At 59.8% G+C, this 22,324-nt stretch carries 11 protein-coding genes, 3 rRNA genes and 2 pseudogenes; 9 read left to right on the top strand and 7 right to left on the bottom strand.

Going from position 1 to position 22,324, the window contains the following annotated elements; all coding sequences use genetic code 11:
- Window positions 1-330 precede the first annotated feature (330 nt).
- Both NKT36_RS15260 and NKT36_RS15255 read left to right on the top strand, forming a co-directional pair.
- On the top strand, window positions 331-1,719 hold the full coding sequence (locus NKT36_RS15260; RefSeq protein ID WP_327053637.1) for a hemolysin family protein: 1,389 nt from the start codon (window positions 331-333) through the stop codon (window positions 1,717-1,719).
- Window positions 1,720-1,914: 195 nt separating this feature from the next.
- Window positions 1,915-2,784, top strand: a complete 870-nt coding sequence (locus NKT36_RS15255) for a universal stress protein (RefSeq protein WP_327053636.1) — start codon at window positions 1,915-1,917, stop codon at window positions 2,782-2,784.
- 133 nt (window positions 2,785-2,917) lie between these two features.
- Here NKT36_RS15255 and NKT36_RS15250 read toward each other — a convergent pair whose 3' ends face one another.
- Both NKT36_RS15250 and NKT36_RS15245 read right to left on the bottom strand, forming a co-directional pair.
- A complete protein-coding gene (locus NKT36_RS15250; protein ID WP_327053635.1) occupies window positions 2,918-4,000 on the bottom strand; it encodes a hemolysin family protein in 1,083 nt (360 codons plus the stop codon).
- A gap of 414 nt (window positions 4,001-4,414) precedes the next feature.
- Window positions 4,415-6,202 (bottom strand): ABC transporter ATP-binding protein, encoded by a 1,788-nt coding sequence (locus NKT36_RS15245; protein WP_327053634.1) that lies wholly within the window; start codon window positions 6,200-6,202, stop codon window positions 4,415-4,417.
- Between the two features lie 165 nt (window positions 6,203-6,367).
- Between NKT36_RS15245 and NKT36_RS19280 the strand changes: the two genes are divergently transcribed.
- The gene (locus NKT36_RS19280; protein WP_407652242.1) at window positions 6,368-6,604 is read left to right on the top strand and encodes a glycosyltransferase; all 237 of its coding nucleotides are present in this window, start codon (window positions 6,368-6,370) and stop codon (window positions 6,602-6,604) included.
- Window positions 6,605-6,803: 199 nt separating this feature from the next.
- Here NKT36_RS19280 and NKT36_RS15240 read toward each other — a convergent pair whose 3' ends face one another.
- The 3 genes and pseudogenes from NKT36_RS15240 to aglF all read right to left on the bottom strand — a co-directional run bounded on the left by NKT36_RS15240 (window position 6,804) and on the right by aglF (window position 9,346).
- Window positions 6,804-7,763, bottom strand: coding sequence for a glycosyltransferase family 2 protein (locus NKT36_RS15240; RefSeq protein WP_327053633.1), 960 nt, complete (start codon window positions 7,761-7,763; stop codon window positions 6,804-6,806).
- 81 nt (window positions 7,764-7,844) lie between these two features.
- A pseudogene (locus NKT36_RS15235) lies at window positions 7,845-8,485 on the bottom strand (IS6 family transposase).
- 99 nt (window positions 8,486-8,584) lie between these two features.
- Entirely contained in the window at window positions 8,585-9,346 is a 762-nt protein-coding gene (gene aglF, locus NKT36_RS15230) for a UTP--glucose-1-phosphate uridylyltransferase AglF (RefSeq protein WP_327053632.1), read from the bottom strand.
- A 115-nt stretch (window positions 9,347-9,461) separates the two neighbouring features.
- Here aglF and aglM point away from each other — a divergent pair, with 115 nt between their 5' ends.
- On the top strand, window positions 9,462-10,766 hold the full coding sequence (gene aglM / locus NKT36_RS15225; protein ID WP_327053631.1) for a UDP-glucose 6-dehydrogenase AglM: 1,305 nt from the start codon (window positions 9,462-9,464) through the stop codon (window positions 10,764-10,766).
- A 305-nt stretch (window positions 10,767-11,071) separates the two neighbouring features.
- Here the strand turns inward: aglM and NKT36_RS15220 are convergent, their stop codons facing one another.
- Window positions 11,072-14,026, bottom strand: a complete 2,955-nt coding sequence (locus NKT36_RS15220; RefSeq protein ID WP_327053630.1) for an ice-binding family protein — start codon at window positions 14,024-14,026, stop codon at window positions 11,072-11,074.
- A gap of 109 nt (window positions 14,027-14,135) precedes the next feature.
- Complete coding sequence (locus tag NKT36_RS15215) at window positions 14,136-14,357, bottom strand: hypothetical protein (protein ID WP_407652241.1); 222 nt, start codon at window positions 14,355-14,357, stop codon at window positions 14,136-14,138.
- Between the two features lie 266 nt (window positions 14,358-14,623).
- Here NKT36_RS15215 and NKT36_RS15210 point away from each other — a divergent pair, with 266 nt between their 5' ends.
- The 5 genes and pseudogenes from NKT36_RS15210 to rrf all read left to right on the top strand — a co-directional run bounded on the left by NKT36_RS15210 (window position 14,624) and on the right by rrf (window position 22,264).
- On the top strand, window positions 14,624-15,721 hold the full coding sequence (locus NKT36_RS15210) for a glycosyltransferase family 4 protein (protein ID WP_327053629.1): 1,098 nt from the start codon (window positions 14,624-14,626) through the stop codon (window positions 15,719-15,721).
- A 113-nt stretch (window positions 15,722-15,834) separates the two neighbouring features.
- Window positions 15,835-16,233: pseudogene (locus tag NKT36_RS15205) on the top strand (hypothetical protein); the annotation flags it as partial.
- Between the two features lie 1,036 nt (window positions 16,234-17,269).
- Window positions 17,270-18,740: ribosomal RNA gene (locus tag NKT36_RS15200) — 16S ribosomal RNA — on the top strand.
- Between the two features lie 366 nt (window positions 18,741-19,106).
- A 23S ribosomal RNA gene (locus NKT36_RS15195) occupies window positions 19,107-22,021 on the top strand.
- A 121-nt stretch (window positions 22,022-22,142) separates the two neighbouring features.
- Window positions 22,143-22,264, top strand: a 5S ribosomal RNA gene (rrf, locus tag NKT36_RS15190).
- The 16S, 23S and 5S rRNA genes sit together here, the layout of an rRNA operon.
- Window positions 22,265-22,324 lie beyond the last annotated feature (60 nt).

The following is a 22,324-nucleotide window of genomic DNA, read 5'->3' as shown; positions in this document are numbered from 1 at the left end:
CCGTGTCGACGTTGGCTTCACGCCGATGGCGACCGCGAACGACCAGACCCGGGTCAGCGATGGCGCGAAGCGGGAGCCAGACCGTCGTCGCCGAGAGGGTGAGAGGTCACCACGCTCTCCACAGGTGGTCGTTGACGTGGTCGCGTCCGCACGGGCAGGCGCAGCGATCAGCGTCCGGTGCACTCCTGCCGTAGAACTTCACACCGGTCCACGCAGGGCACAGGCGAACGACAAATGCACATCAGCGATCCGTTCTCCATGTGCGTTCGTCGTAAAACATTGCTCCGTTCCACAAGAGTTAATCTTCTGCTCAGGTAATGGTCGGGATTGATGGGGTTATCCGTGCTCACAGTAGCATCTGAGGCCAGTACCAACCTGTACACTGTGCCGATCGTCGGTCTCGAACTCGGGCAGACGGAGGTTACCGTGATCGGCATCCTCATGATCCTGTTTCTCATCATGGGGTCCGGGTTCTTTTCGTCGTCAGAGATCGCGTTGTTCTCCCTGCCGTCCCACCAGATCGACGCGATGATCGATGAGGGAAAGCGTGGCGCACGGGTGGTCAAGTCCCTCAAGGATGACCCCCACCGCCTGCTCGTGACGATCCTCGTCGGAAACAACATGGTCAACATCACGATGTCCTCTATCTCGACCACCATCGTCGGCTTCTACTTCGACGCGGGCACGGCAGTGCTCGTGTCGTCGTTCGGTATCACGTCGATGGTCCTGCTGTTCGGCGAGAGCGCACCCAAGTCCTACGCCGTCGAGAACACCGACTCGTGGGCACGGACCGTCGCTCCCCCACTGAAGGTGTTCGGGAAAGTGGCGTGGCCGCTCATCACCCTGTTCTACTATCTGACGAGCGCCGTCAACAAGATCACCGGCGGCAGCTCGTCCATCGAGTCGTCGTACGTCACTCGCGACGAGATCCGGAACATGATAAAGACGGGCGAGCGCGAGGGCATCCTCGACGAGGAGGAGCGCCAGATGCTCCAGCGCACCCTGCGGTTCACCAACGCCACCGCCAAGGAGGTGATGACCCCCCGTCTCGACATGGACGCCGTCTCCAAAGACGCGACCGTCGAGGAGGCCATCGAGGAATGCATCCGGTCGGGGCACGCCCGCCTACCGGCCTACGCGGACTCGCTGGACAACGTTATCGGCGTCTTCGACATCCGTGACCTGGACGATTCCAACTACTGCGCCGCCACCGACCTCGAGGTGGAGGACGTGGTCACCCCGACGCTCCACGTCCCCGAGTCGAAGAACGTCGACGACCTCCTCTCGGAGATGCGCGAGAACCGGATGCACATGGTCATGGTCATCGACGAGTTCGGCGCCACCGAGGGCCTCATCACGATGGAGGACGTGCTCGAGGAGATCGTCGGGGAGATCCTGGTCGGCGACGAGGAACACCCGATCGAGTCCGTCGACGACGACACCGTCCTGGTGAACGGCTCGGTCAACATCGAGGAGGTCAACGAGGCTCTCGGCATCGTACTGCCCGAGGGCGAGGAGTTCGAGACCATCGCGGGGTTCCTCTTCAGCCGCGCGGGTCGCCTCGTCGAGCAGGGCGAGGAGTTCGACTACGAGAACGTGACGCTGCGGGCAGAACAGGTGGAAGACACCCGCATCCAGAAGGTCCGGGTGGCCGTCGACCGCGACGCCCCCGATCCGGTCGAGGAGGAGTCGCCGGCCGGCGAAGGCGAACGCGAATGACCGGCGACGTCTCCCCGGCTACGTCGTAGGGTACTCCCCTCGGTGGCTCCGTTCCGAAGCCGAGACTGGCTCCCGATACGTGGGGACGCAGGACCGTGCGACCGTCACGGCCATCTCCCGCGGTCGGGAGCCGTTACCCGAGAGGGAGGTGAAAACCATTAGGGGGCCAGTGAACGTACCTCGTCCTATCGAGTCATGTACGACAACATCCTCCTCCCATACGACGGCAGCGAGGGCGCAGCCGAGGTGCTCCATCACGCCAGCGAAATCGCGCACTGGGCCGACGCGACCATCCAGGTGCTCTACGTTGCCGACACGACGCGCGACAGCGTCACCGTCGTCGAGGGTCACACTGTCGATGTACTCGCACAACAGGGGGAGAAGGCCGTCGACGAGGCCGCGAAGACGCTGGACACGCTCGGAGTCTCGTACGACACCGACGTCGTCCAGGGCAATCCGGCCCCGACGATCGTCGAGTACGCCGAGCGGTACGACCAGGACCTGGTCGTGATGCCAACCCACGGCCGCGAAGGAGTCTCGCGATACTTCGTCGGAAGTGTCTCCGAGAAGGTCGTCCGGCTTTCCTCGGTCCCCGTGCTCACGGTCCGCATGCAGCCCGATGAGAAACTGACGTTCCCCTACGAGAACGTCCTCATCCCGACGGACGGGAGTTCCGCTGCGACGTACGCTGCCGACCATCTCGTCGAGCTGTCGGCGTCGCTCGATGCAACCGTGCACGTCCTGTCCGTCGTGGAAGACGCTGGACTCGGGCCGGATGTCCGGTCGACGACTTCCGGACAGGAAAGTGAACGGGCCGCGAACGACGCCGTCGAGACCGTCGTCTCGGAGGCCGAAACGCGTGGCGTCGACGATATCGTCCGCCACGTCGAACACGGAACGCCTGTCGAGGAGATCCGCGACTGTATCGAATCGAACGACATACACGCCGTCGGGATGGGGACGACGGGGAGACGTGGCACGGACCGTATCCTGCTCGGTAGCGTCGCCGAAGAGACCGTGCGCTCGGCACCGGTCCCCGTCGTGACCGTCGCGGAACCGGAGTAGGTCCTGTCGGTCGGCATGAGTCGGGTCGCCCCCGTCTGTCGCAATGCGGATCTCGTCGCACGGCCGACGGACGTCGGTGTCGATCCGGAAAAAGCGGGACCGGTGAACGGCTGGTAACGCGGGTGCCGGCCTCTCAGGCGCCCCCGTCTGCTGCGATGTACTCGACGTCGATCGGGTCTTCGATGTCGCCCATCACCGATTCGAGCAGGTCCGTGACGGTCACCATCCCGACGACGTCGCCGTCTTCGAGGACGAGCGCGAGTTCCTGGTTCTCCGCCTGGAACTGGTCGATCGCGTCACTGACGTCGACGTCAGGGGACAGCGTCATCGGCGGTGCTGCCAGTTCGGCGAAGTCGATGTCGCCCGTGGCGAGCTCCCCGCGACGTCTCGCCAGGATGGGGAAGTAGACGATCCCCTCGAAGTCGGTCAACCCGTCGCCGATCAGCGGGTACCGAGTGTGTGGCTGCTCCTCCATGCGCCGGAAGTTCTCCTCGGAATCCACCGCCGTCGACAGCGCCACGACGTCCTCGGCCGGGACCAACACCTCGCGTATCGGCTGTTCCCCGATGTCGAGAGCGTTCATCACCTCGTCGCGCCGCTCCTCGGACAGCCCCCCTTCGTCGAGCATCGACCCGAGCCGGTTCCGCAGGTCGGCTCGCGATTCGATGACGTCCTCCTCGGTTTCGAGCCACGCTCCCGTCATCTCGACGCCGAACAGTCTGAGCGTCCACTTCGCGACCCCGTCGCCGAGCTTGATGAGGGGAGTGATCGCGTAGTGGAACCAGTACAGCGGCGTCGCGCCGTAGCGACACACCATCCGGGACCGTTCGACGCCCAGGTACGTCGGCGTCTGTTCGCCGTGCGTCAGGTGGACGAGGTTGATGATGAGGAACGCGATGAGCGCTCCAGCACCCACGCCCGCGAGTCTGGAGTCCGCGAACAGCGGCTCGAAGATGGCCGCCAGTGCCGGCTCGGCGACGATCCCGACTGCGATACTCGAGGCGGTGATGCCGACCTGGCAGGTCGTGAGGTACAGTTCCAGGTTCTGCGTCATCTCCCACGCGCGTTCGAGGGCGGGATGTCCGTCACCGACGAACTCCTTCTCGGTGAACTGGCGGGCTCGCGTCAGCGCGAACTCGATGGCGACGAAAAATCCGTTGGTCAAGATGAGGAGTACCCCTGCTATGAGGCGGATCCAGAGTTCGACTGCGTTCATCAGTCGACTGGTTGATATCCGAGAGACAAATGGCTGATGGACCTTGCTGGCTGTGAACTCACGTTAGCTTCTCGAATGGAAACAGTAGACCAGGCTCGATGCTCCGGTGGAGTGGTGGGAAGTCGGTCGTCGCCCGATTCGTGGCGGCAGCAACTGTTTCGACGGGAACTGACGGTCACAGTCGATACTGTCGTACTCGGCGAACGCATCGTACCGACAGCCATCGCGGATGAGCAAGTCGTCTCGCTCCTCGTCGAAGACGTTCGTCGGTGATTTCCCGGTCAGCGCTCGGTGAACCACACTGTGATACCACCGCCCACGCAGTCGAAGGCTGTGTCGCACTCGGTCGACGACCAGCGTCGGATTGCCGAGCGCCCGTCGAACGTCACGGAGGGCTGGACGGTCACCATTGGTTTACTGTGTGGCGTAGAGTTGCGCGTACATCCCCTCGTCGTCTACCAGCTCTTCGTGTTCACCTTGCTCGATGATGTAGCCGTCGTCGAGCGTGTAGATACGGTCGGCACTTCGAACGGTCGAGAGACGGTGGGCAATCGCGATAATCGCGTAATTGCGGTCCATCTGTTCGATCTCGCGCTGGACGTTGGACTCGATGCCGGTGTCGAGGTCGCTCGTCGCCTCGTCGAGGACGAGAACGTCGGCGTCTTTCAGCAGGGCTCGCGCGAGCGCGATTCGCTGCCGTTGGCCACCCGAGAGACGGACGCCGTCGTCGCCGAGTACCGTCTCGTAGCCTTCGGGAAGCTCGTCCAGAAATTCCGTGACCTGTGCGATCTCACAGACGCGCTCGATCTCCTCCTGTGTCGCCTCCCTGTTTCCGATAGTGAGGTTGTACTCGACGGATGCATTGAAAATGAAGGGGTCCTGGCGGACGACGGCGACGCGTCCGCGCCACTCTCCAGGGTCGAACTCGCCGATGGAAACGCCGTCGGCAGTTATCTGTCCCTCGTCGGGCTCGTACATCCGTGCGAGCAGGTTCGCGATGGTCGACTTTCCGGCTCCCGACTGGCCCACGAACGCGACGAACTCCTCGCCGTGTACCTCGAAGGAGACGTCGTGCAGGACCGCTTCGTCGTCGTAGGCGAACGACACGTCTTCGAAGGCGATCGGCGTCGAATCCTGCGGGACGGGACGAGTGTCATCGTTCGGCTCCTCGTTTCGTTTCAGTTCCTCGATAAACTGCTGGGTCCGGACGAGGTGTGGAAGCCGTCCCTCGAATTTGTAGAAGCGGTGGTTCATCGAACTCACCCGCGGGCCGAGACGAAACATCGCGAAGAGAAACACACCGAGGGCGCTGAGGCTCATCCCTGTGAAGGTAACCGCTCCGTAAATCATCACGAACACCATCACCGCGGTCAGCAGATTGTAGAAGTTCTCTATCGCCGCCTCGTTGCGACCGAGGTGAATCGACGCTTCGGTGTACTGGTCGATGTGTCCCGAGAACCTCGAGAACAACTCGTCGCCCATCCTGAACAGCTTCACGTCCCGGATGGCCTGCGTTCCGGCCTGGACGCTCCGTTGAATCCGTTCGTTTGCGTCGGCCACCTGGTCTCCGATAGCGTAGCCGGGTTCGAGTGCATTTCTGAAGACGTAGGTCAGCCCCCCGAGCATCACCGCTGCGAACACTGTCAGTTCCCACGCCAGATAGAGCGCGATTCCGAGATACATCAGCGACAACAGGAGTTGCTGGAAGAATCTCACGAAATCACGAACGACTTCCCCAGCGTACTCTGCCTGCGTGACGATTGCGTTCATCACGTCGTCCGAGCCCTCCTCGTCGAAGTACGCGACCCGAGCGTCGAGTGCGTGGCTGAACGCCTCGGTCTGGAGATGTCGAACGTAGTACGTCTTCAGCGCCACCTGGAGCCACGTGACGGTGAAACTAGCCGTGAACCGTGCCACCATCACGAGTGTGACTCCAGCGACCAACGCGCCGATACTGAAGGGGACGCCGAGAAAATCGTAGAGTCGGACGAACATCAGCGCGTACCCGCTGCCCGTCTCACTCGGATCCCCGGACGCCTGGGCGACTTCGATAATCGGAACGATGAAGCTAATCCCGATGCCTTCCAGTACCGCGGCAAAGAAGCTGAAGATGATAATAAACGTCGTCAGAGCCGGACGATACGTCGCTACCCGGTAGAGTCCACGGAGTTTTTCCCGGCGAGTGATGTCCGCCTCGTCCATGCGACCCGAAGCATCGAAACCCGCTTGTATTGTTATGCACCTCGTAACCACCGTGTGATCGTCGGGCCAGCACACCGATGGCAGGGTGTGCATTCGGTTTCGAAGTAGGGTCATCAGTACTACTCCCTCGAATGACGATCGACTGTCGTACGCTCTGTCGCATCGATGACGGCCGATACGTATCCGTCCGTCTCCATCGTCGTCCCGGTCTACAACGACCCTGACGGTCTTCGAGAGACTGTCCGCTCGCTCGTCGAACAGACATGTCCGTCGGACCGGTACGAGATCGCCGTCGACAACGCCCCACCGATTCCACGCTCCACGTCGTCCGGTCCGTTGCCACTACTTACCCTGACCTCGTCCGTGTCGAATGCGAGACTGACGTACAGGGCTCCAACGTAGCGCAGAACACGGACATCGAGGTGAGTGATGGCGAGCTACTCGGCTCCGTCGACGCGGATGTCGTTGCCGACGCCGAGTGGGACCGCCTCTCGGTTTCGATATAGATCGGGACGGACACTGTCGGCTATCTCGTCCATCTCGCTAGGACGACTGGCCGGGCAATCGAACGTGCCGAAACCGGGTTACAAACCTGGTAGCGTCAGTCGAGCGCTCGTTTGAGTCGGATACCCGTTCTGTATGTGTATCGCCCTCCCAGCGCCAGAGCCAGATAGACGTACGCCGTCTTGATTCTGGGGTCGATTTTGATTGCATTCGCCGCGAATCGACGGGCGTCGTGATAATATGCGTTTGTGAGCGCCGAAGTAGCCATACCCAGCGAGAGGCGTGCTTTGAACCGCTGTTCGACGTCGTGTTCGGCGGCGAGTTCGGTGTACTTTTCGAGAAACAGCGGATACGTGATGTCCCGTCTCGGCTCGAACAAGTCACTAATCTGCTCGTACTCACCGGTTTGTCTGATGACGAGTGGTCGCTTGACAGCGGCAAAATCGCAGTGACAGGAGAGACGAATGAGCCACTCGCGGTCCTGCCACGCGGGGAGCCGTTCGTCCGGGAGGCCGGCCTTTTCGACGACTTCCCGACGGACTGCGATAGTCGAAAACGCCCCTGCGACGGCACCTGTCAGCAGGTCCTGCGTTGCAGATCCATCGATGTTCGGAACGCGGGTCGTCGTGTCTTTGCCCCCGTCGACGAACTGTTGGCCGACCACGACGACACCGACGTCGTCCTGCTCACGAAACACCGAAACCTGTGCATCTAGCTTCTCCGGAAGCCACCTGTCGTCGTCATCGAGAAAGGCGAGTATCTCCCCGTTGGCAGTCTCGATACCAGTGTTTCGCGCAGCGTTCGCTCCCTGATTGTCGTCGTGACGAAGGCAGCGCCACCGAAGCTCCGGTGGTGCGACATCCGCAACAACTGGTTCGATTGGTGTCGGTGACGCGTCGTCGACGATGACTAGTTCGACCTTCGGGTACTGCTGTGCGGAGACACTTTTGACTGCGTCAGCGAGTTTCTCTGGCCGGTCGTACGTGGGAAGAACCACACTCACGAGAGGTTTCTCCCTCTCCTCTTCGGATTCCGCTTCTTGCTCCCGGGGGTCCATAGTGAGTGTGTTTTTCTATCACGTGTTTAGTATGGATTTACTAACATCTGTTACGAGATGGCTAATCCGCACAGGTACCGTCTAGTTCGGTTCCTCCGTCGGCGTTTTCCCGGTGAGCGATTGATCCGGTCGGTGCTGATTGTAACAGCGTTATAACTGTTGACACCAGTCGGTGACGGCCGGCCGACTGCCCACCCAACTCGTATGGAAGTGGTCGGTGCGCTGTTTGGACGCGTGAAACCACGTTTCGATGTGGTTTCGGTCGCTGTATTCGACCCGACCGCTCAGTCCGGCTCGAGACAGAGCGGTCCGATAGCCGTACCCATCGATCAAGAACTCAGTCTCGGAGACATCATCGTTCTCTGTGAGTCCGTGCAGCAACGCCGCCGCTGGATCGGTTCCGTGGCAGTTGAACGCCGCGATATCCAGCAGATACAGCGAGTCGCGGTCGGCCGCCGCATACACCCAGTACCACTCGGCTCCGATCCGGACAGCGGTCTCGTCGACTGCGACCCGCGACGGCGAAGTCGTCGTCGGGTCCGACGCGCTGTCGGCCGGCTGATGCGCCCACTGCCAGACCGCACCGTGCGAACGGTAAATACCCAGGAGTTCGTGACAGCCACCGTCTCCCTGATCGACAGCCCCACCGTGTGGAGACGCAGCCCGAACTGCCGGGCGGGTATAAGGGCGCGCTCGTTCTCCCTAACGTCTTGGCTGTTCACCTCGACGTCTTTCCGAGCGGTCTGCGAGTTGCATGCACACTTCTCTCTACGACTATCTCGCTTCCCAAACTCCCTCAACTAGACAGCGCCGCACTGGCCTTACTCGGCTGTGGTCGTTGCTACTTCCTCCTCGGCTTCGTTAGACACTGGCGTGTTCTGCAGCCGTTTCTCGGCTTTCTCGCGGTCCTCTGGATAGCCAACGTCAACACGCCACCCATCCATCCGGATTGCGTCAATCGTTCGTCCCGAATGCAAGAGCAGATCAATAGCGTCACTAATCTCGTACTCTCCCCGGTCGGAAGGCTGGATCAGATGACAGGCGTGGAAGACCGCAGGCGTGAACGTGTAGAAGCCTGTCATCACGAGGTTCGACGGTGGGTCTTCAGGTTTCTCGACCACTTCCAACGTCTCGCCGTACTCGTTGGTGTCACACACGCCGTATCGGCTCGCCTCGTCCCACGGCACTTCTTCGACGAGAAACGCGGCGTCAGCACGGTCTTCGTGCTGTCGATCGATGACGTCTTGCAAATTCGCGTCGAAGATATTGTCCCCGAGCATCAGCATAAAGTCGTCCTCGATGTTATCCTCAGCTGTCAAGAGCGCGTGGGCAAGCCCCTTTTGCTCGCGTTGATGCGCATACGTGATCGGGACTCCGTCGAACTCGTCGCCGTAGTACTCGATGATCGCCTCTTTTCGATATCCAACGACGACGTAGAGTTCATCGGCACCAAGACCGATTAGCTGCTCGAAGCAGTGTGTGAGAATTGGTCTGTCTGCGACTTCGACCATCCCCTTCGGTTTGTCCTCGGTCAGGGGACGCAGTCGCGTCCCCTCACCGGCGGCGAGCACGACAGCTTGCATAGCATCGTTGTAGGTTGTACGATACAAAATACTTCGTGGTGGTTTCCTACACAAGAATCCCCGTCCGGTCCGCAGTCCAAATGTTCAAGCGTTGCGGCAGGTTATTTCTTTTTAAATGAAGGTAAGTATCGTGGGGAGTGGATATGTCGGCACCACCGTTGCGGCCTGTCTGGCCGACAGTGGTCACGAGGTGGTCAACATCGACGTCGACGAAGACGTTGTCGAAAATCTCAACGACGGCCTATCATCGATCCACGAACCCGGATTGGACAAACTCATCGAGAAACACGGCGGCGACCAGCTGCGCGGAACGACTGACTACGGTGCGATCCGCGACACGGACGTCACGTTTCTTGCACTCCCGACACCAAGCACCGACGACGGGAGTATTGACCTCTCGGTACTGAAAGCCGGTGCGCGGTCAGTCGGCGAGGCACTCGCCGAGAAAGATAACTACCATCTCGTGGTGGTCAAAAGCACGGTCATCCCGGGGACCGCAGAAGACGTCCTCGTGCCGCTTCTCGGAGACGCATCGAACAGCATCGAAAGACGCGATTTTAGTATTGCCTCGAACCCAGAATTCCTCCGTGAAGGATCGGCCGTCACGGACTTTCTCGACCCTGACAAGATTGTTTTCGGTACGGACGGCGACGAGCGCGCACTCGACCGTCTTCACGATGTGTATCACCCGATCATCGAAGAGACCGACGCCGCAGTCGTTGAGACTGGGCGCCGCGAAGCTGAAATGATCAAGTACGCGAACAACGCGTTCCTCGCAGCGAAGATCAGCCTAATCAACGACATCGGGAATATCTGCAAAGAATTCGGCGTCGATGCCTACGACGTCGCGGATGCGATGGGGCTTGATGATCGCATCGGCGAGAGATTCCTTCGAAGCGGCGTGGGGTGGGGGGGCAGTTGCCTCCCGAAAGACGTCGCCGCACTCTGCGCGGCCGCCCGGACACAAGACTATGAACCGGCGCTTCTCCATGCCGCTGTCGAAATCAACGAGCGTCAACCTGAGAACATGCTCGCCTTGCTAGACGACCACGCTGATGTGTCCGACAAACGCATCGCCGTCCTGGGCCTCGCCTTCAAACCCGGTACTGATGACGTCCGGAACTCTCGTGCAATCCCCATCATCGAAGGGTTACGCAAGCGCGGGGCCGTTGTTGTGGCCTACGATCCAGTCGCAACGGAGAACATGCGAGCGCAATTCCCAGGTATCGACTACGCCAAGTCTGCAACCGGAGCCCTGGAAAATTCACACGGCGCCCTCGTTGTCACAGGTTGGGACGAATTCACGGCGCTTTCCCACGAATTCGAACGTATGGCTGATCCGATCGTCGTTGACGGTCGGCGCGTCATTAACCCCAAGGTGCTACCTGATGGCGCAACGTATGAAGGGCTGACCTGGTAGTCTCGACGGAATCAAATCAGCTGACGGCGCAAGCAATCGGCGTCAAACTAGAACGTATGCGTATTCCCCAGTCAACGTGGTATCAAACCTCAAACGAATGGTGGTTTGAATCGGATAATTCGTGATGACGCGGATCGAGCAGGGTTGCGAGAGGTTGTGGGCGAATAACGGACTCCTGACGATCGGAAGAGTACGGTGGAAGCAGTAGGTCAAACTCGCACGTGGTACCGTGTGACGCCACTACGCTCCGGCACTCATTCATTACGCTGATCGAAACGAGGAGAACCAACTCGTGGTGGGGCTACCTACGCTGTCGGCAACGAAAGCGTCAGCGTGCCAGTGTCGCCACCACGGTACTCGTCACTCGTCTCGTCGAAGAGTTCCTGTTGGTCGACCTCGTCCGGATCGTACGGCCCTGGCAGGATGAAGACCGCCAGATGGAGGAACCGCGATTCACCACCCTCGTCGACAGTAAACGTGATCGAGACTTCGGTTGGTTCGTCATCATCGTCGAACTGGAACGCGTAGTCCTGGATGGTCACGTCCCCGAGCTGGCCCGGTTTCTCGGTGCGTCCAAAGGACGGGTTCTCCTCTACTCCCTCGTTCGTACCGAGAGCGGCGAAGCCATCGTCAGGCCAGTACGTGGGCGGATTCGGTACGTTCTTCCCCTCACCAAAGTCGACTTGCCAGTGCACCAGATCCGGCTTTGGTTCCTTCGTGAATTCCAGAATATCGCCGTAGACAACCGTGTCACCCTTCTGGGCGACCGCTTGGAACTCGTACGTTGTGCCGGTCTCGAGGTCCGTGGCCGTCGCGCTGAACGGCCCGGGTTCGGTGAGGATCGCTTCGTCCGTAAACATCCACACCTTCGTCCCCTTGACGCGGTATAGGAAGTAGACGGAAGCCTCCTCTGCATTGCGAAGCTTGAGCAGTTTGCCATTGAGCGTCGCGGTCGATCCGTTGACCTCGGTCGCCGGCTTCGTCTTGACCTTCAAGTCATCCGGCGCCAGTTTGGTGAACGAGAGTGTGGCTCCGAGGAACCGTTCGTCGTTCGCCATCATGACTGCCCGGAATTCGTACGTGTTTCCGGGTTCGAGGCCTTCGATCTCGGCGCTGAAGACGCCGGGCGCGTCGAGCGTCTGGGGTTCGGTGGCGATCCACTCGTCTGCGCCGAGTTCGCGCCACTCGAAGAAGACGTCGACCGTGTCGAAGTCGCCGAGATCGATCAGTTCGCCGTTGAGCGTGGCGGTCGATCCGTTGATCTCCGTCGCCGGCCGTGTCTCGACGCTGGGGACGCCCGCCTCAGCTTTGGTGAACTCGACGATGGTCCCTTCTTCACGCGTGCCATTGGCCACTACGACTGCCCGGAATTCGTACGTGTTTCCGGGTTCGAGGCCTTCGATCTCGGCGCTGAAGACGCCGGGCGCGTCGAGCGTCTGGGGTTCGGTGGCGATCCACTCGTCTGCGCCGAGTTCGCGCCACTCGAAGAAGACGTCGACCGTGTCGAAGTCGCCGAGATCGAGCAGTTCGCCGTTGAGCGTGGCGGTCGATCCGTTGATCTCCGTCGCCATCTGGGTCTCGACGATTGGTGCTCCGGGTTCGTCTTTGGTGAACGAGAGAATGGCCCCTTCGTCGCGCGTGTCGTCGGTCACTGCGACTGCCCGGAATTCGTACGTGTTTCCGGGTTCGAGGCCGGCGATTTCGGCGTCGAAGTCGCCGGGCGCGTCGAGCGTCTGGGGTTCGGTGGTGATCCACTCGTCCGCGCCGAGTTCGCGCCACTCGAAGAAGACGTCGACCGTGTCGAAGTCGCCGAGATCGATCAGTTCGCCGTTGAGCGTGGCCGTCGAGCCGTTGACCTCCGTCGCCGGCGACGTGATGACCTCCGGTACACCTGGCACCGTCTTGATAATGCGAAGCGTGGCCCCTTCCACCCGTTCGCCGTCCGCCACCCCGACCGCCCGGAATTCGTACGTGTTTCCGGGTTCGAGGCCGGCGATTTCGGCGTCGAAGTCGCCGGGCGCGTCGAGCGTCTGGGGTTCGGTGGCGATCCACTCGTCTGCGCCGAGTTCGCGCCACTCGAAGAAGACGTCGACCTCGGTGGAGTCGCCGAGATCGGTCAACTCACCGTTGAGCGTGGCCGTCGAGCCGTTGACCTCCGTCGCCGGCGTCGTTACGACGTCAGGGATGCCCGAATCGCAACTGATGTCGAGCGTCGTGATGTCGAGACCGATTGCGATATTGTCGGTCTCGAGCGAATACGTTCCATCCGCGAGATTTTCCCACGTCGCCGAACCGCCGGCGGGAACCTCCATCGTCTCCTCGTACGCATCGGGTCCGGTGATGGTTACCATCACCGAGACGTCGTTGGGGTTCGTTACCGTGATCTCCCCTTCCTCGTCTTCACACGCCGAGTCCACTTGCAGGTCTACGAGATCGCAGTCACACCCGGTAACCGTCGCCATCTGAAGGTTGACGTCGGTTTGGGCGTACAAACAGCCGTTCACCGTTGCGTTGGTGAGTACGTTGATCCCCGTCTGGGCCAGCACGACCCCCGCAAAGTCCGCGTCCGTTCCGATCTCGACGCCAGCACCGCCAGCGACCACCCAGACGATGTTTTCGGCCTGCGCGCCACCTTCCAGATTGACGGTCACCCCGCTCGCGGCGGTTAGATCTCCCGCGACCTGGAAGATCCAGGTGTCGTCCGGGCCTCCGTCGATGGTGATATCGTCGTCGATCAGGACGTCCGTACTCCAGTTGTAGACGCCCGGGGTAAGCGTCTCCCCGCCGATATTGCCGCCGCCTAACTCCGTAAAGTCCGGCGGGACGCGGCCGTACGCATCGGTGAACGCGGTTTCCATATCGCTCACGGCTGTGGTCAATCTGGACGGTGTTGGCTCCGAATAATCGGCTGCGTACACCCGTCCACCAACCTGCGTCGATGTCGAGTAGACGCCGGTTGCATCCAGGGTCAAATCAAACCCGGTTATGGCAGTCGACGCAATCGGGCTCACGCCAATGTCCCCTGCTACGTCGGAGTTAGGAACACTCGATATCCCGGATTTCGCCAGGATCGAAAAGTCACAGGCTGTCCCGAGATCGACCGGTGCTGGACCGTCTTGTTGGATTTGGAAGGAACCGCTGTCTTGTTGGGTTTGAGGGGAACCGTTATTTTCTTTCGCGGTGCCTATACAGCCGGCGAGACCAGCTGTGAGAAGCCCACTCGATGCAATGAATGTCCTTCGGGTTGACTTGTAACCCATATCCTGAGATTACCACAGAAGGCCATTGTTATGGGCCACATGAGGCCGTGTTAATATTTGCCTGAATTCACAAAATTATACATTGCTTGGTCTTGTCTAGAGGCGGTGTTCAGATTAGCTGATTCCATACGAAGGCGAAGGTTTGTAACCAGCCTTCGGTGGAGCGGTGCGTGGCGTGGCGGAAATGATTGGCAAACTGGTTGGTGCGGCGTTCGACTTCTTTGAAGGCACGTTCGACGCGGTTCCGATTTCCGTAGGTGACATACTGAAATCGGAGGTTTTCCTCGAAGAACGCGGCTTGCAACCAGGGTCTGCCATCGACGAGAATCAACGCGTCGCCGGGCGGTGTTTCTCTTGCAGCTCAGTGTTTGAGCGACTTCGCCGTGCCGCACACGACGTGAAAGCGGTGCATAGCCGTTCGTGAGCATCGAGTACTGTCGACAGAGACCGTCTCAGAGTGCCGAACGCTATATTTCCGTTTGACGGAAACTATGTCCCAACCTTCGAGGGATTTCTATTCGTCCACTAGTTCTCCGTTTCATCGATAGTGTCTGGACACGAAACTTATTGTACGACCAAATCCAACAGATTGGTGTGATGGATGCGGCGATCGGGGGTCAATCCGAACAGGACGAGGACTCGTCCGCAGATGCGGGGATAACCGTAGTGATGTATCCGGATTACAGGGAGGCGAACCCGTACCAGCGGGCTCTCAGAGATAGTCTCGACGAGAGAGGAATCGACGTCCAGTTCGCCAGCAGGCATCGATACGTACCGCTACTCGGTTCGGTCGTCGAGTGCGGGAACCCGGACGTCCTCCACGTCCACTGGCTGAGCTCGTTCACGGTGACGGATAGCTCTCTCATCTCCGCTCTCCTCGGTGTTCGGACGGTGTTCGAACTGTTGTTACTCCGGCTATTCGGTATCGACGTCGTCTGGACGGTCCACAACCGGTTCGACCACGAGAAGAAGTCGCCGAGAGTGGAACTCGTCACACGGCACCTCGTAGCCCGTCTGGTCGACAGAATGACCGTCCACTGCGACGCCGCCAGAGCTGTGCTACTGGAGGCGTATCGGCTCCCGGATCGCTTCCGAGACCGAATCACCGTGATTCCGCACGGACACTTCAGGGACGTCTACTCGAACGAAGCGAGCCGGGAAACGGCTCGGCAGCGATTTGGCCTCGGGGACGAGACTGTGTTTCTCTACTTCGGACGCATCCGTCGCTACAAGAACGTGCCGGAACTGCTATCGACGTTTTCGCAACTGGACGGCGAGGCGAAATTACTCGTCGTCGGAAAGCCGTGGGACGAGACGGTTGCGGAGACGGTTCGCGACCCGGACGACCCCCGGATCGAGACGCGATTCGAGTTCGTGGAGGAGGACGAGATACAGTGGTACATGAACGCGGTCGACGCCGTCGTACTCCCGTACGAAGCGGTGCTCACATCCGGAGCAGCCATTCTGGCGATGTCGTTCGGTCGCCCGGTAATCGGACCCGACATCGGCTGCCTCGGGGAGCTACTGAACTACGGGGGGATCAGCTACGATCCCGACGCACCGAACGGGCTCGACCGGGCGCTCCGAACAGCTCTCGTCTCGGACCTCTCCGAGCGAGGAGACCGGTGCGCCGATTTCGTGGAGCGATTGACGTGGGATGGACCTGCACGCAGGTTGCGGCGACTGTACGACTGATTTAGGTCACAGGTTCCCCGCTAGGATGAACGTATGTTCGACCAACTTCTGCTTCCCGTGGACCCCAGCGAGGCGAGCCAGCGTGACAGCAATACGCGCAGGTATTCGCGAACAACGAGCGGCGTCAGACGACGGTGATTTACCGCCGGAAAGAGGACGCCGAGCACGACGACCACCGGCGGTACTCGGTGTTCATGACGAATCGCGGGAGTGGCCACCTCTCGGAAAACGGATATCGCTGGAAAATCGAGAGCGGCTATCGGTCGATCGAGCGATTCATGGCTGCCACCACGTCGAGAAAATTCCGTGCTGCGGTTCTTCTACTTCGCGCTCACCTGTCTGTTGTACTCGATCTGGCGAGTAGTCGATCTGCTGATACAGGTCGAGTTGACAGGTGAGTACGACATTCGTCGCTGATTACAGCGGACAACACGCTGTCGCTGCTGAAGTCTCAAAAACCCATTCATCTAGTTGGTAGTGTAACACGAATGGCCGTTTGGAGAGCGGTCTGAGCCAGTTTCCGCTGAACGAATCGGTCAAATTCACGTATCATAGGTCCGCTAAACCTGCTGTAGTCCCAACTTCCCCAATGGCGTATTTGATATAGCGGTATCTGATTTAATAAGCTGCCGCCTCGCTCCCGTCTTGCGATTATCGCCGCCCGGCGAAGAACGCTGACACTTCCGCTTAGGGCCGTAAACGGAAGTGAAATACGGTGGGTCACCGCCCTCGGGGACGCACGAACGCTGTCCCGGGCGCTCCCGGGGCCTTCCCTCCCTCGAGCTGGCCGTTCCGAGTACTTCTGCGCCCGTCGCCACGTTGCCTACGGACCCGGCGCGTTGGTGCGAACGGACGTCTTCACTCTGTCCGCGCTCGCCACGTACGTTCTGTTCACCACGTTACGGACGTACAACGTTCGCCACGTTTTGCACGTGCCATCTCACATACGCGCATACGCGCGCCCAAACAAAAACTTAGTATCATCTGATACCTCCCACGATCGCGACTCCACGATGCCTGCGGTCACGGCCACGTCGAGGGGTTGCGTCGGCACGACCGCACTTCTGCGGCTGCCGTGACGGTGGCCGTCGACTCGTGCAGTCGAGGGTCGCGGTGACATGGGGTTCTGTACCATTTCCCCGCCGGATTTTAATTTATCATCCAACAATCTGAGTCGATTTCGATGTGCTTAAACCTATCCGGCCATTCCGAAGTAATGTGAACGCCGTCGCGGGCTTCGACCCGGCCCTGACGGGCCTGGTTCGAAGGCCTTATATGTAGACGGGCCTTCGCTTGGAATGCGAAGGGCGAGGCCGGCTCCCCCGGTCTCGTCATGCGAACGCCAAGGTGAGCACGCCCGGTTTCGGGCGACATTCTGCTCGCCGATGACGGCGTCGTTCCAATATGAGGACTCCACCCCTGCGGTCCGCCGTACACGATGGGGTCTGACGTGAGCCCTGACAGCCGATAGTCTGTGACGACACTATACGACGACACGAACGACGTGTCAGTCTCCGCCAGAACCCACTGAGTATTGTACTCAGGACCATTCCGGTTGATCCTGCCGGAGGCCATTGCTATCGGAGTTCGATTTAGCCATGCTAGTTGCACGAGTTCAGACTCGTAGCAGATAGCTCAGTAACACGTGGCCAAACTACCCTATGGACGCGGACAATCTCGGGAAACTGAGGGTAATCCGCGATATCGCTTCGACCCTTGAACGGGTGAAGCAGGAAACGCTACGGTGCCATAGGATGTGGCTGCGGCCGATTAGGTAGACGGTGGGGTAACGGCCCACCGTGCCGATAATCGGTACGGGTTGTGAGAGCAAGAGCCCGGAGACGGAATCTGAGACAAGATTCCGGGCCCTACGGGGCGCAGCAGGCGCGAAAACTTTACACTGCACGACAGTGCGATAAGGGAACTCCGAGTGCGAGGGCATATAGTCCTCGCTTTTGTACACCGTAAGGTGGTGTACGAATAAGGGCTGGGCAAGACCGGTGCCAGCCGCCGCGGTAATACCGGCAGCCCGAGTGATGGCCGCTATTATTGGGCCTAAAGCGTCCGTAGCCTGCCAGATCGGTCCGTCGGGAAATCTGCTCGCCTAACGAGCAGGCGTCCGGCGGATACCAGCTGGCTTGGGGCCGGAAGACCCAAGGGGTACGTCTGGGGTAGGAGTGAAATCCCGTAATCCTGGACGGACCACCAATGGCGAAAGCACCTTGGGAGGACGGACCCGACGGTGAGGGACGAAAGCTAGGGTCACGAACCGGATTAGATACCCGGGTAGTCCTAGCTGTAAACGATGCTCGCTAAGTGTAGCACACGCTACGAGCGTGTGCTTCGCTGCAGCGAAGGCGTAAGCGAGCCGCCTGGGAAGTACGTCTGCAAGGATGAAACTTAAAGGAATTGGCGGGGGAGCACTACAACCGGAGGAGCCTGCGGTTTAATTGGACTCAACGCCGGACATCTCACCAGCTCCGACAGTAGCAGTGACGGTCAGGTTGATGATCTTACCTGAGCTACTGAGAGGAGGTGCATGGCCGCCGTCAGCTCGTACCGTGAGGCATCCTGTTAAGTCAGGCAACGAGCGAGACCCGCGCTCCTAATTGCCAGCAGTACCCTTGTGGTAGCTGGGTACATTAGGAGGACTGCCAGTGCCAAACTGGAGGAAGGAACGGGCAACGGTAGGTCAGTATGCCCCGAATGAGCTGGGCTACACGCGGGCTACAATGATCGAGACAGTGGGACGCAACGCCGAAAGGCGGCGCTAATCTCCTAAACTCGGTCGTAGTTCGGATTGAGGGCTGAAACTCGCCCTCATGAAGCTGGATTCGGTAGTAATCGCGCTTCAGAAGAGCGCGGTGAATACGTCCCTGCTCCTTGCACACACCGCCCGTCAAAGCACCCGAGTGAGGTCCGGATGAGGCCACCATGCGGTGGTCGAATCTGGGCTTCGCAAGGGGGCTTAAGTCGTAACAAGGTAGCCGTAGGGGAATCTGCGGCTGGATCACCTCCTAACGAACGGGACCAGGCCGTCGCGCCTGGCCCACTTTCGGAGGCCTCGGCTGTCAGGGCTCTTCTCCTCGCGAGAGGAGCTTTGGCCTGTCGCCCACTGGGGGCGAACTCCACACGGAGTGACCGGGTTCGAATCCCGGGAGGCCACTAACACCGGACGAACGAATCGTTTCCCTTAAGTGGGTGAACGAGAAACGTTCAGGTCCGGATCAACGACCGATGCACCATCCCGTGAAAGCGCGGATGGGAAGGGTTCAAACACGCTCCCCCTACCACCGGGACGTGTGATGACGACCGTATGTACGTGCAATCCAGGCGTCCACTGGACCCGTTCAGCGGGTACCAGTACCGACGAATGCGAATCCACACAACGTGGCTACTGTGCCAACTGGTGGATGGCTCGGCTCGAGCGCCGACGACGGACGTGCCAAGCTGCGATAAGCCTGAGGGAGCCGCACGGAGGCAGAGAACTCAGGATCTCCGAATGGGAATCCCCACCGCAATTGCCTCGCGCAATGGGGAACGCCGGGAATTGAAACATCTCAGTACCGGCAGGAACAGAAAGCAAACGCGATGTCGTCAGTAACGGCGAGTGAACGCGACCCAGTCCAAACCGAAGCCTTCGGGCAATGTGGTGTACGGACTGACACTCAGCACCGGAACCGTCTCACGAAGTCTCTTGGAACAGAGCGCGACACAGGGCGACAGCCCCGTAGTGAGAATCAGTATGGTGTGCGTCAGCTCCAGAGTAGCGGGGGTCGGATATCCCTCGTGAAGGTAGCGGGCATCGACCGCTAAGACTGAATACGACTCGAGACCGATAGCGAACAAGTAGCGTGAGCGAACGCTGAAAAGCACCCCGAAAAGGGAGGTGCAATAGGGCCTGAAATCAGTTGGCGATGGAGCGACAGGGCACAAAAGGCCTGCTGGAAAACGACACGAGCGCGAGCTCGCAGTAGGACCCAGCAGGAGCCGGTGTTCTGTCGTACGTTTTGAAAAACGAGCCAGGGAGTGTATTTGTTTGGCAAGCCTAACTCGTGTATCGAGGTAGGCAGAGGGAAACCAACATGGCCGCAGTCTTACGACCAGGGCCGCCGTCTTCAAGGGCGGGGAGTCAAACAGATACGACCCGAAACCGGATGATCTACGCGTGGGCAAGGTGAAGCGTGGCGAAAGCCACGTGGAAGCCTGTTAGGGATGGTGTCCTACAATACCCTCCCGTGACCTGCGTGTAGGGGTGAAAGGCCCATCGAATCCGGCAACAGCTGGTTCCAACCGAAACATGTCGAAGCATGACCTCTGCCGAGGTAGTTCGTGGGGTAGAGCGACCGATTGGGAGATCCGCCTCCGAGAGGAGTCGGCCTCCCTGTCGAACTCCAAACCTACGAACACCGCTGACGCAGGGAATCCGGTGTGCGGGGTAAGCCTGTGCACCAGGAGGGAGACAACCCAGAGCTGGGTTAAGGTCCCCAAGTGCGGACTAAGTGCGATCGAAGGTGGTCCCGAGCCCTAGACAGCCGGGAGGTGAGCTTAGAAGCAGCTACCCTCTAAGAAAAGCGTAACAGCTTACCGGCCGAGGTTTGGGGCGCCGAAAATGATCGGGGCTCAAGTCCGCCACCGAGACCTGGCGGCACCAGTAACATGGTGATCCAGTAGGTTGGCGTTCTGTCCGGGTGGAAGCACGGCCGAGAGGTCGCGTGGACCGTCCAGAAACGAAAATCCTGGCCATAGTAGCAGCGTTAGTCGGGTTAGACCCCCGACGGCCTCATGAGTAAGGGTTCCTCGGCAATGCCAATCAGCCGAGGGTTAGCCGGTCCTAAGTCTCGTCGCAATTCGAGCGAGACAACAGGGAAACAGGTTAATATTCCTGTGCCGCTATGCATCGAAACCGACGCTTTGGGGTAGACTGAACCGGGCTTTCGCCCGGTCGAACCGTCCAACTCCGTGGAAGCCGTAATGGCAGGAAGCGGACGAACGGCGGGACAGCGCAAGTCAGTTCAACCTAGAGCCCGTGAAAAGGGAGCATAGCGTCCGTACCGAGATCCGACACAGGTACTCTGGCGGCGAAAGCCAAGGCCTGTCGGGAGCAACCGACGTTAGGGAATTCGGCAAGTTAGTCCCGTAAGTTCGCGATAAGGGATGCCTGCTCCGGATAGGAGCAGGTCGCAGTGACTCGGGCGCTCCGACTGTCTAGTAACAACATAGGTGACCGCAAATCCGCAAGGACTCGTACGGTCACTGAATCCTGCCCAGTGCGGGTATCTGAACACCCAGTACAATGGGACGAAGGACCCGTTAACGGCGGGGGTAACTATGACCCTCTTAAGGTAGCGTAGTACCTTGCCGCTTCAGTAGCGGCTTGCATGAATGGATCAACGAGAGCGCCACTGTCCCAACGTTGGGCCCGGTGAACTGTACGTTCCAGTGCGGAGTCTGGAGACCCCCAAGGGGAAGCGAAGACCCTATAGAGCTTTACTGCAGGCTGTCGCTGGGACACGGTCGCTAATGTGCAGCATAGGTAGGAGCCACCACACAGGTACCCGCGCTAGCGGGCCACCGAGGCAGCATTGAAATACTACCCGTTAGTGACTGTGACCCTCACTCCTGGCGGAGGACACCGGTAGCCGGGCAGTTTGACTGGGGCGGTACACGCTCGAAAAGATATCGAGCGTGCCCCAAGATTTCCTCAGTCGCGTCGGAGACGCGACGAAGAGCGCAAGAGCACAAGGAAGTCTGACAGTGTCCTACACAACGAGGGACGCTGACGCGAAAGCGTGGTCTAGCGAACCAACCAGCCTGCTTGATGCGGGCGGTTGCTGACAGAAAAGCTACCTTAGGGATAACAGAGTCGTCACTCGCAAGAGCACATATCGACCGAGTGGCTTGCTACCTCGATGTCGGTTCCCTCCATCCTGCCCGTGCAGAAGCGGGCAAGGGTGAGGTTGTTCGCCTATTAAAGGAGGTCGTGAGCTGGGTTTAGACCGTCGTGAGACAGGTCGGCTGCTATCTATTGGGGGTGTCACGGTATCTGACGTGAACGTTCGTATAGTACGAGAGGAACTACGAATGGTTGCCACTGGTGTACCGGTCGTCCGGAAGGGCGCGTGCCGGGCAGCCACGCAACACGGGGTAAGAGCTGAATGCATCTAAGCTCGAAACCCACATGGAAAAGAGATACCACTGAGATCACTCGTAGAAGACGAGTTCGATAGACTCGGGGTGTACGCGCCGAGGCAACGAGGCGTTCAGCCCGCGAGCACTAACAGATCGATGCCACACATTCATACCGCATTAGAACTGGTCCCACCGAACGGGTCCAGGCGCTAACTGGATTGCACTACATACGGTCAGTTTGGACCACCGACACTGGCGATGATCGCGGTTCGATTCCGCGAGTCGGCGTTAAGGCGGCCACAGCGGCGGGGTTCCTCCCGTACCCATCCCGAACACGGCAGATAAGCCCGCCTGCGTTCCGGCGAGTACTGGAGTGCGCGAGCCTCTGGGAAATCCGGTTCGCCGCCCCCACTCATATCACCGCTTTCAGAGCCCACGGCCCATCCCGGGTCGTGGGCTTTCTTCATTTAT

This window comes from Halomicrococcus gelatinilyticus (genome assembly GCA_024227995.1).
Taxonomy (GTDB): Archaea; Halobacteriota; Halobacteria; order Halobacteriales; family Haladaptataceae; genus Halomicrococcus; species Halomicrococcus gelatinilyticus.
Note: the sequence above shows the minus strand (reverse complement) of the source record. Positions and strands in the feature narration are given on the sequence as shown.

Excerpts from the sequence above, each read along its gene's own strand:
- NKT36_RS15260 (WP_327053637.1), top strand. The coding sequence starts at position 331 with ATGGGGTTATCCGTGCTCACAGTAGCATCTGAGGCCAGTACCAACCTG.
- NKT36_RS15255 (WP_327053636.1), top strand. The coding sequence starts at position 1,915 with ATGTACGACAACATCCTCCTCCCATACGACGGCAGCGAGGGCGCAGCC.
- NKT36_RS15250 (WP_327053635.1), bottom strand. The coding sequence starts at position 4,000 with ATGAACGCAGTCGAACTCTGGATCCGCCTCATAGCAGGGGTACTCCTC.
- NKT36_RS15245 (WP_327053634.1), bottom strand. The coding sequence starts at position 6,202 with ATGGACGAGGCGGACATCACTCGCCGGGAAAAACTCCGTGGACTCTAC.
- NKT36_RS19280 (WP_407652242.1), top strand. The coding sequence starts at position 6,368 with ATGACGGCCGATACGTATCCGTCCGTCTCCATCGTCGTCCCGGTCTAC.
- NKT36_RS15240 (WP_327053633.1), bottom strand. The coding sequence starts at position 7,763 with ATGGACCCCCGGGAGCAAGAAGCGGAATCCGAAGAGGAGAGGGAGAAA.
- aglF (WP_327053632.1), bottom strand. The coding sequence starts at position 9,346 with ATGCAAGCTGTCGTGCTCGCCGCCGGTGAGGGGACGCGACTGCGTCCC.
- aglM (WP_327053631.1), top strand. The coding sequence starts at position 9,462 with ATGAAGGTAAGTATCGTGGGGAGTGGATATGTCGGCACCACCGTTGCG.
- NKT36_RS15220 (WP_327053630.1), bottom strand. The coding sequence starts at position 14,026 with ATGGGTTACAAGTCAACCCGAAGGACATTCATTGCATCGAGTGGGCTT.
- NKT36_RS15210 (WP_327053629.1), top strand. The coding sequence starts at position 14,624 with ATGGATGCGGCGATCGGGGGTCAATCCGAACAGGACGAGGACTCGTCC.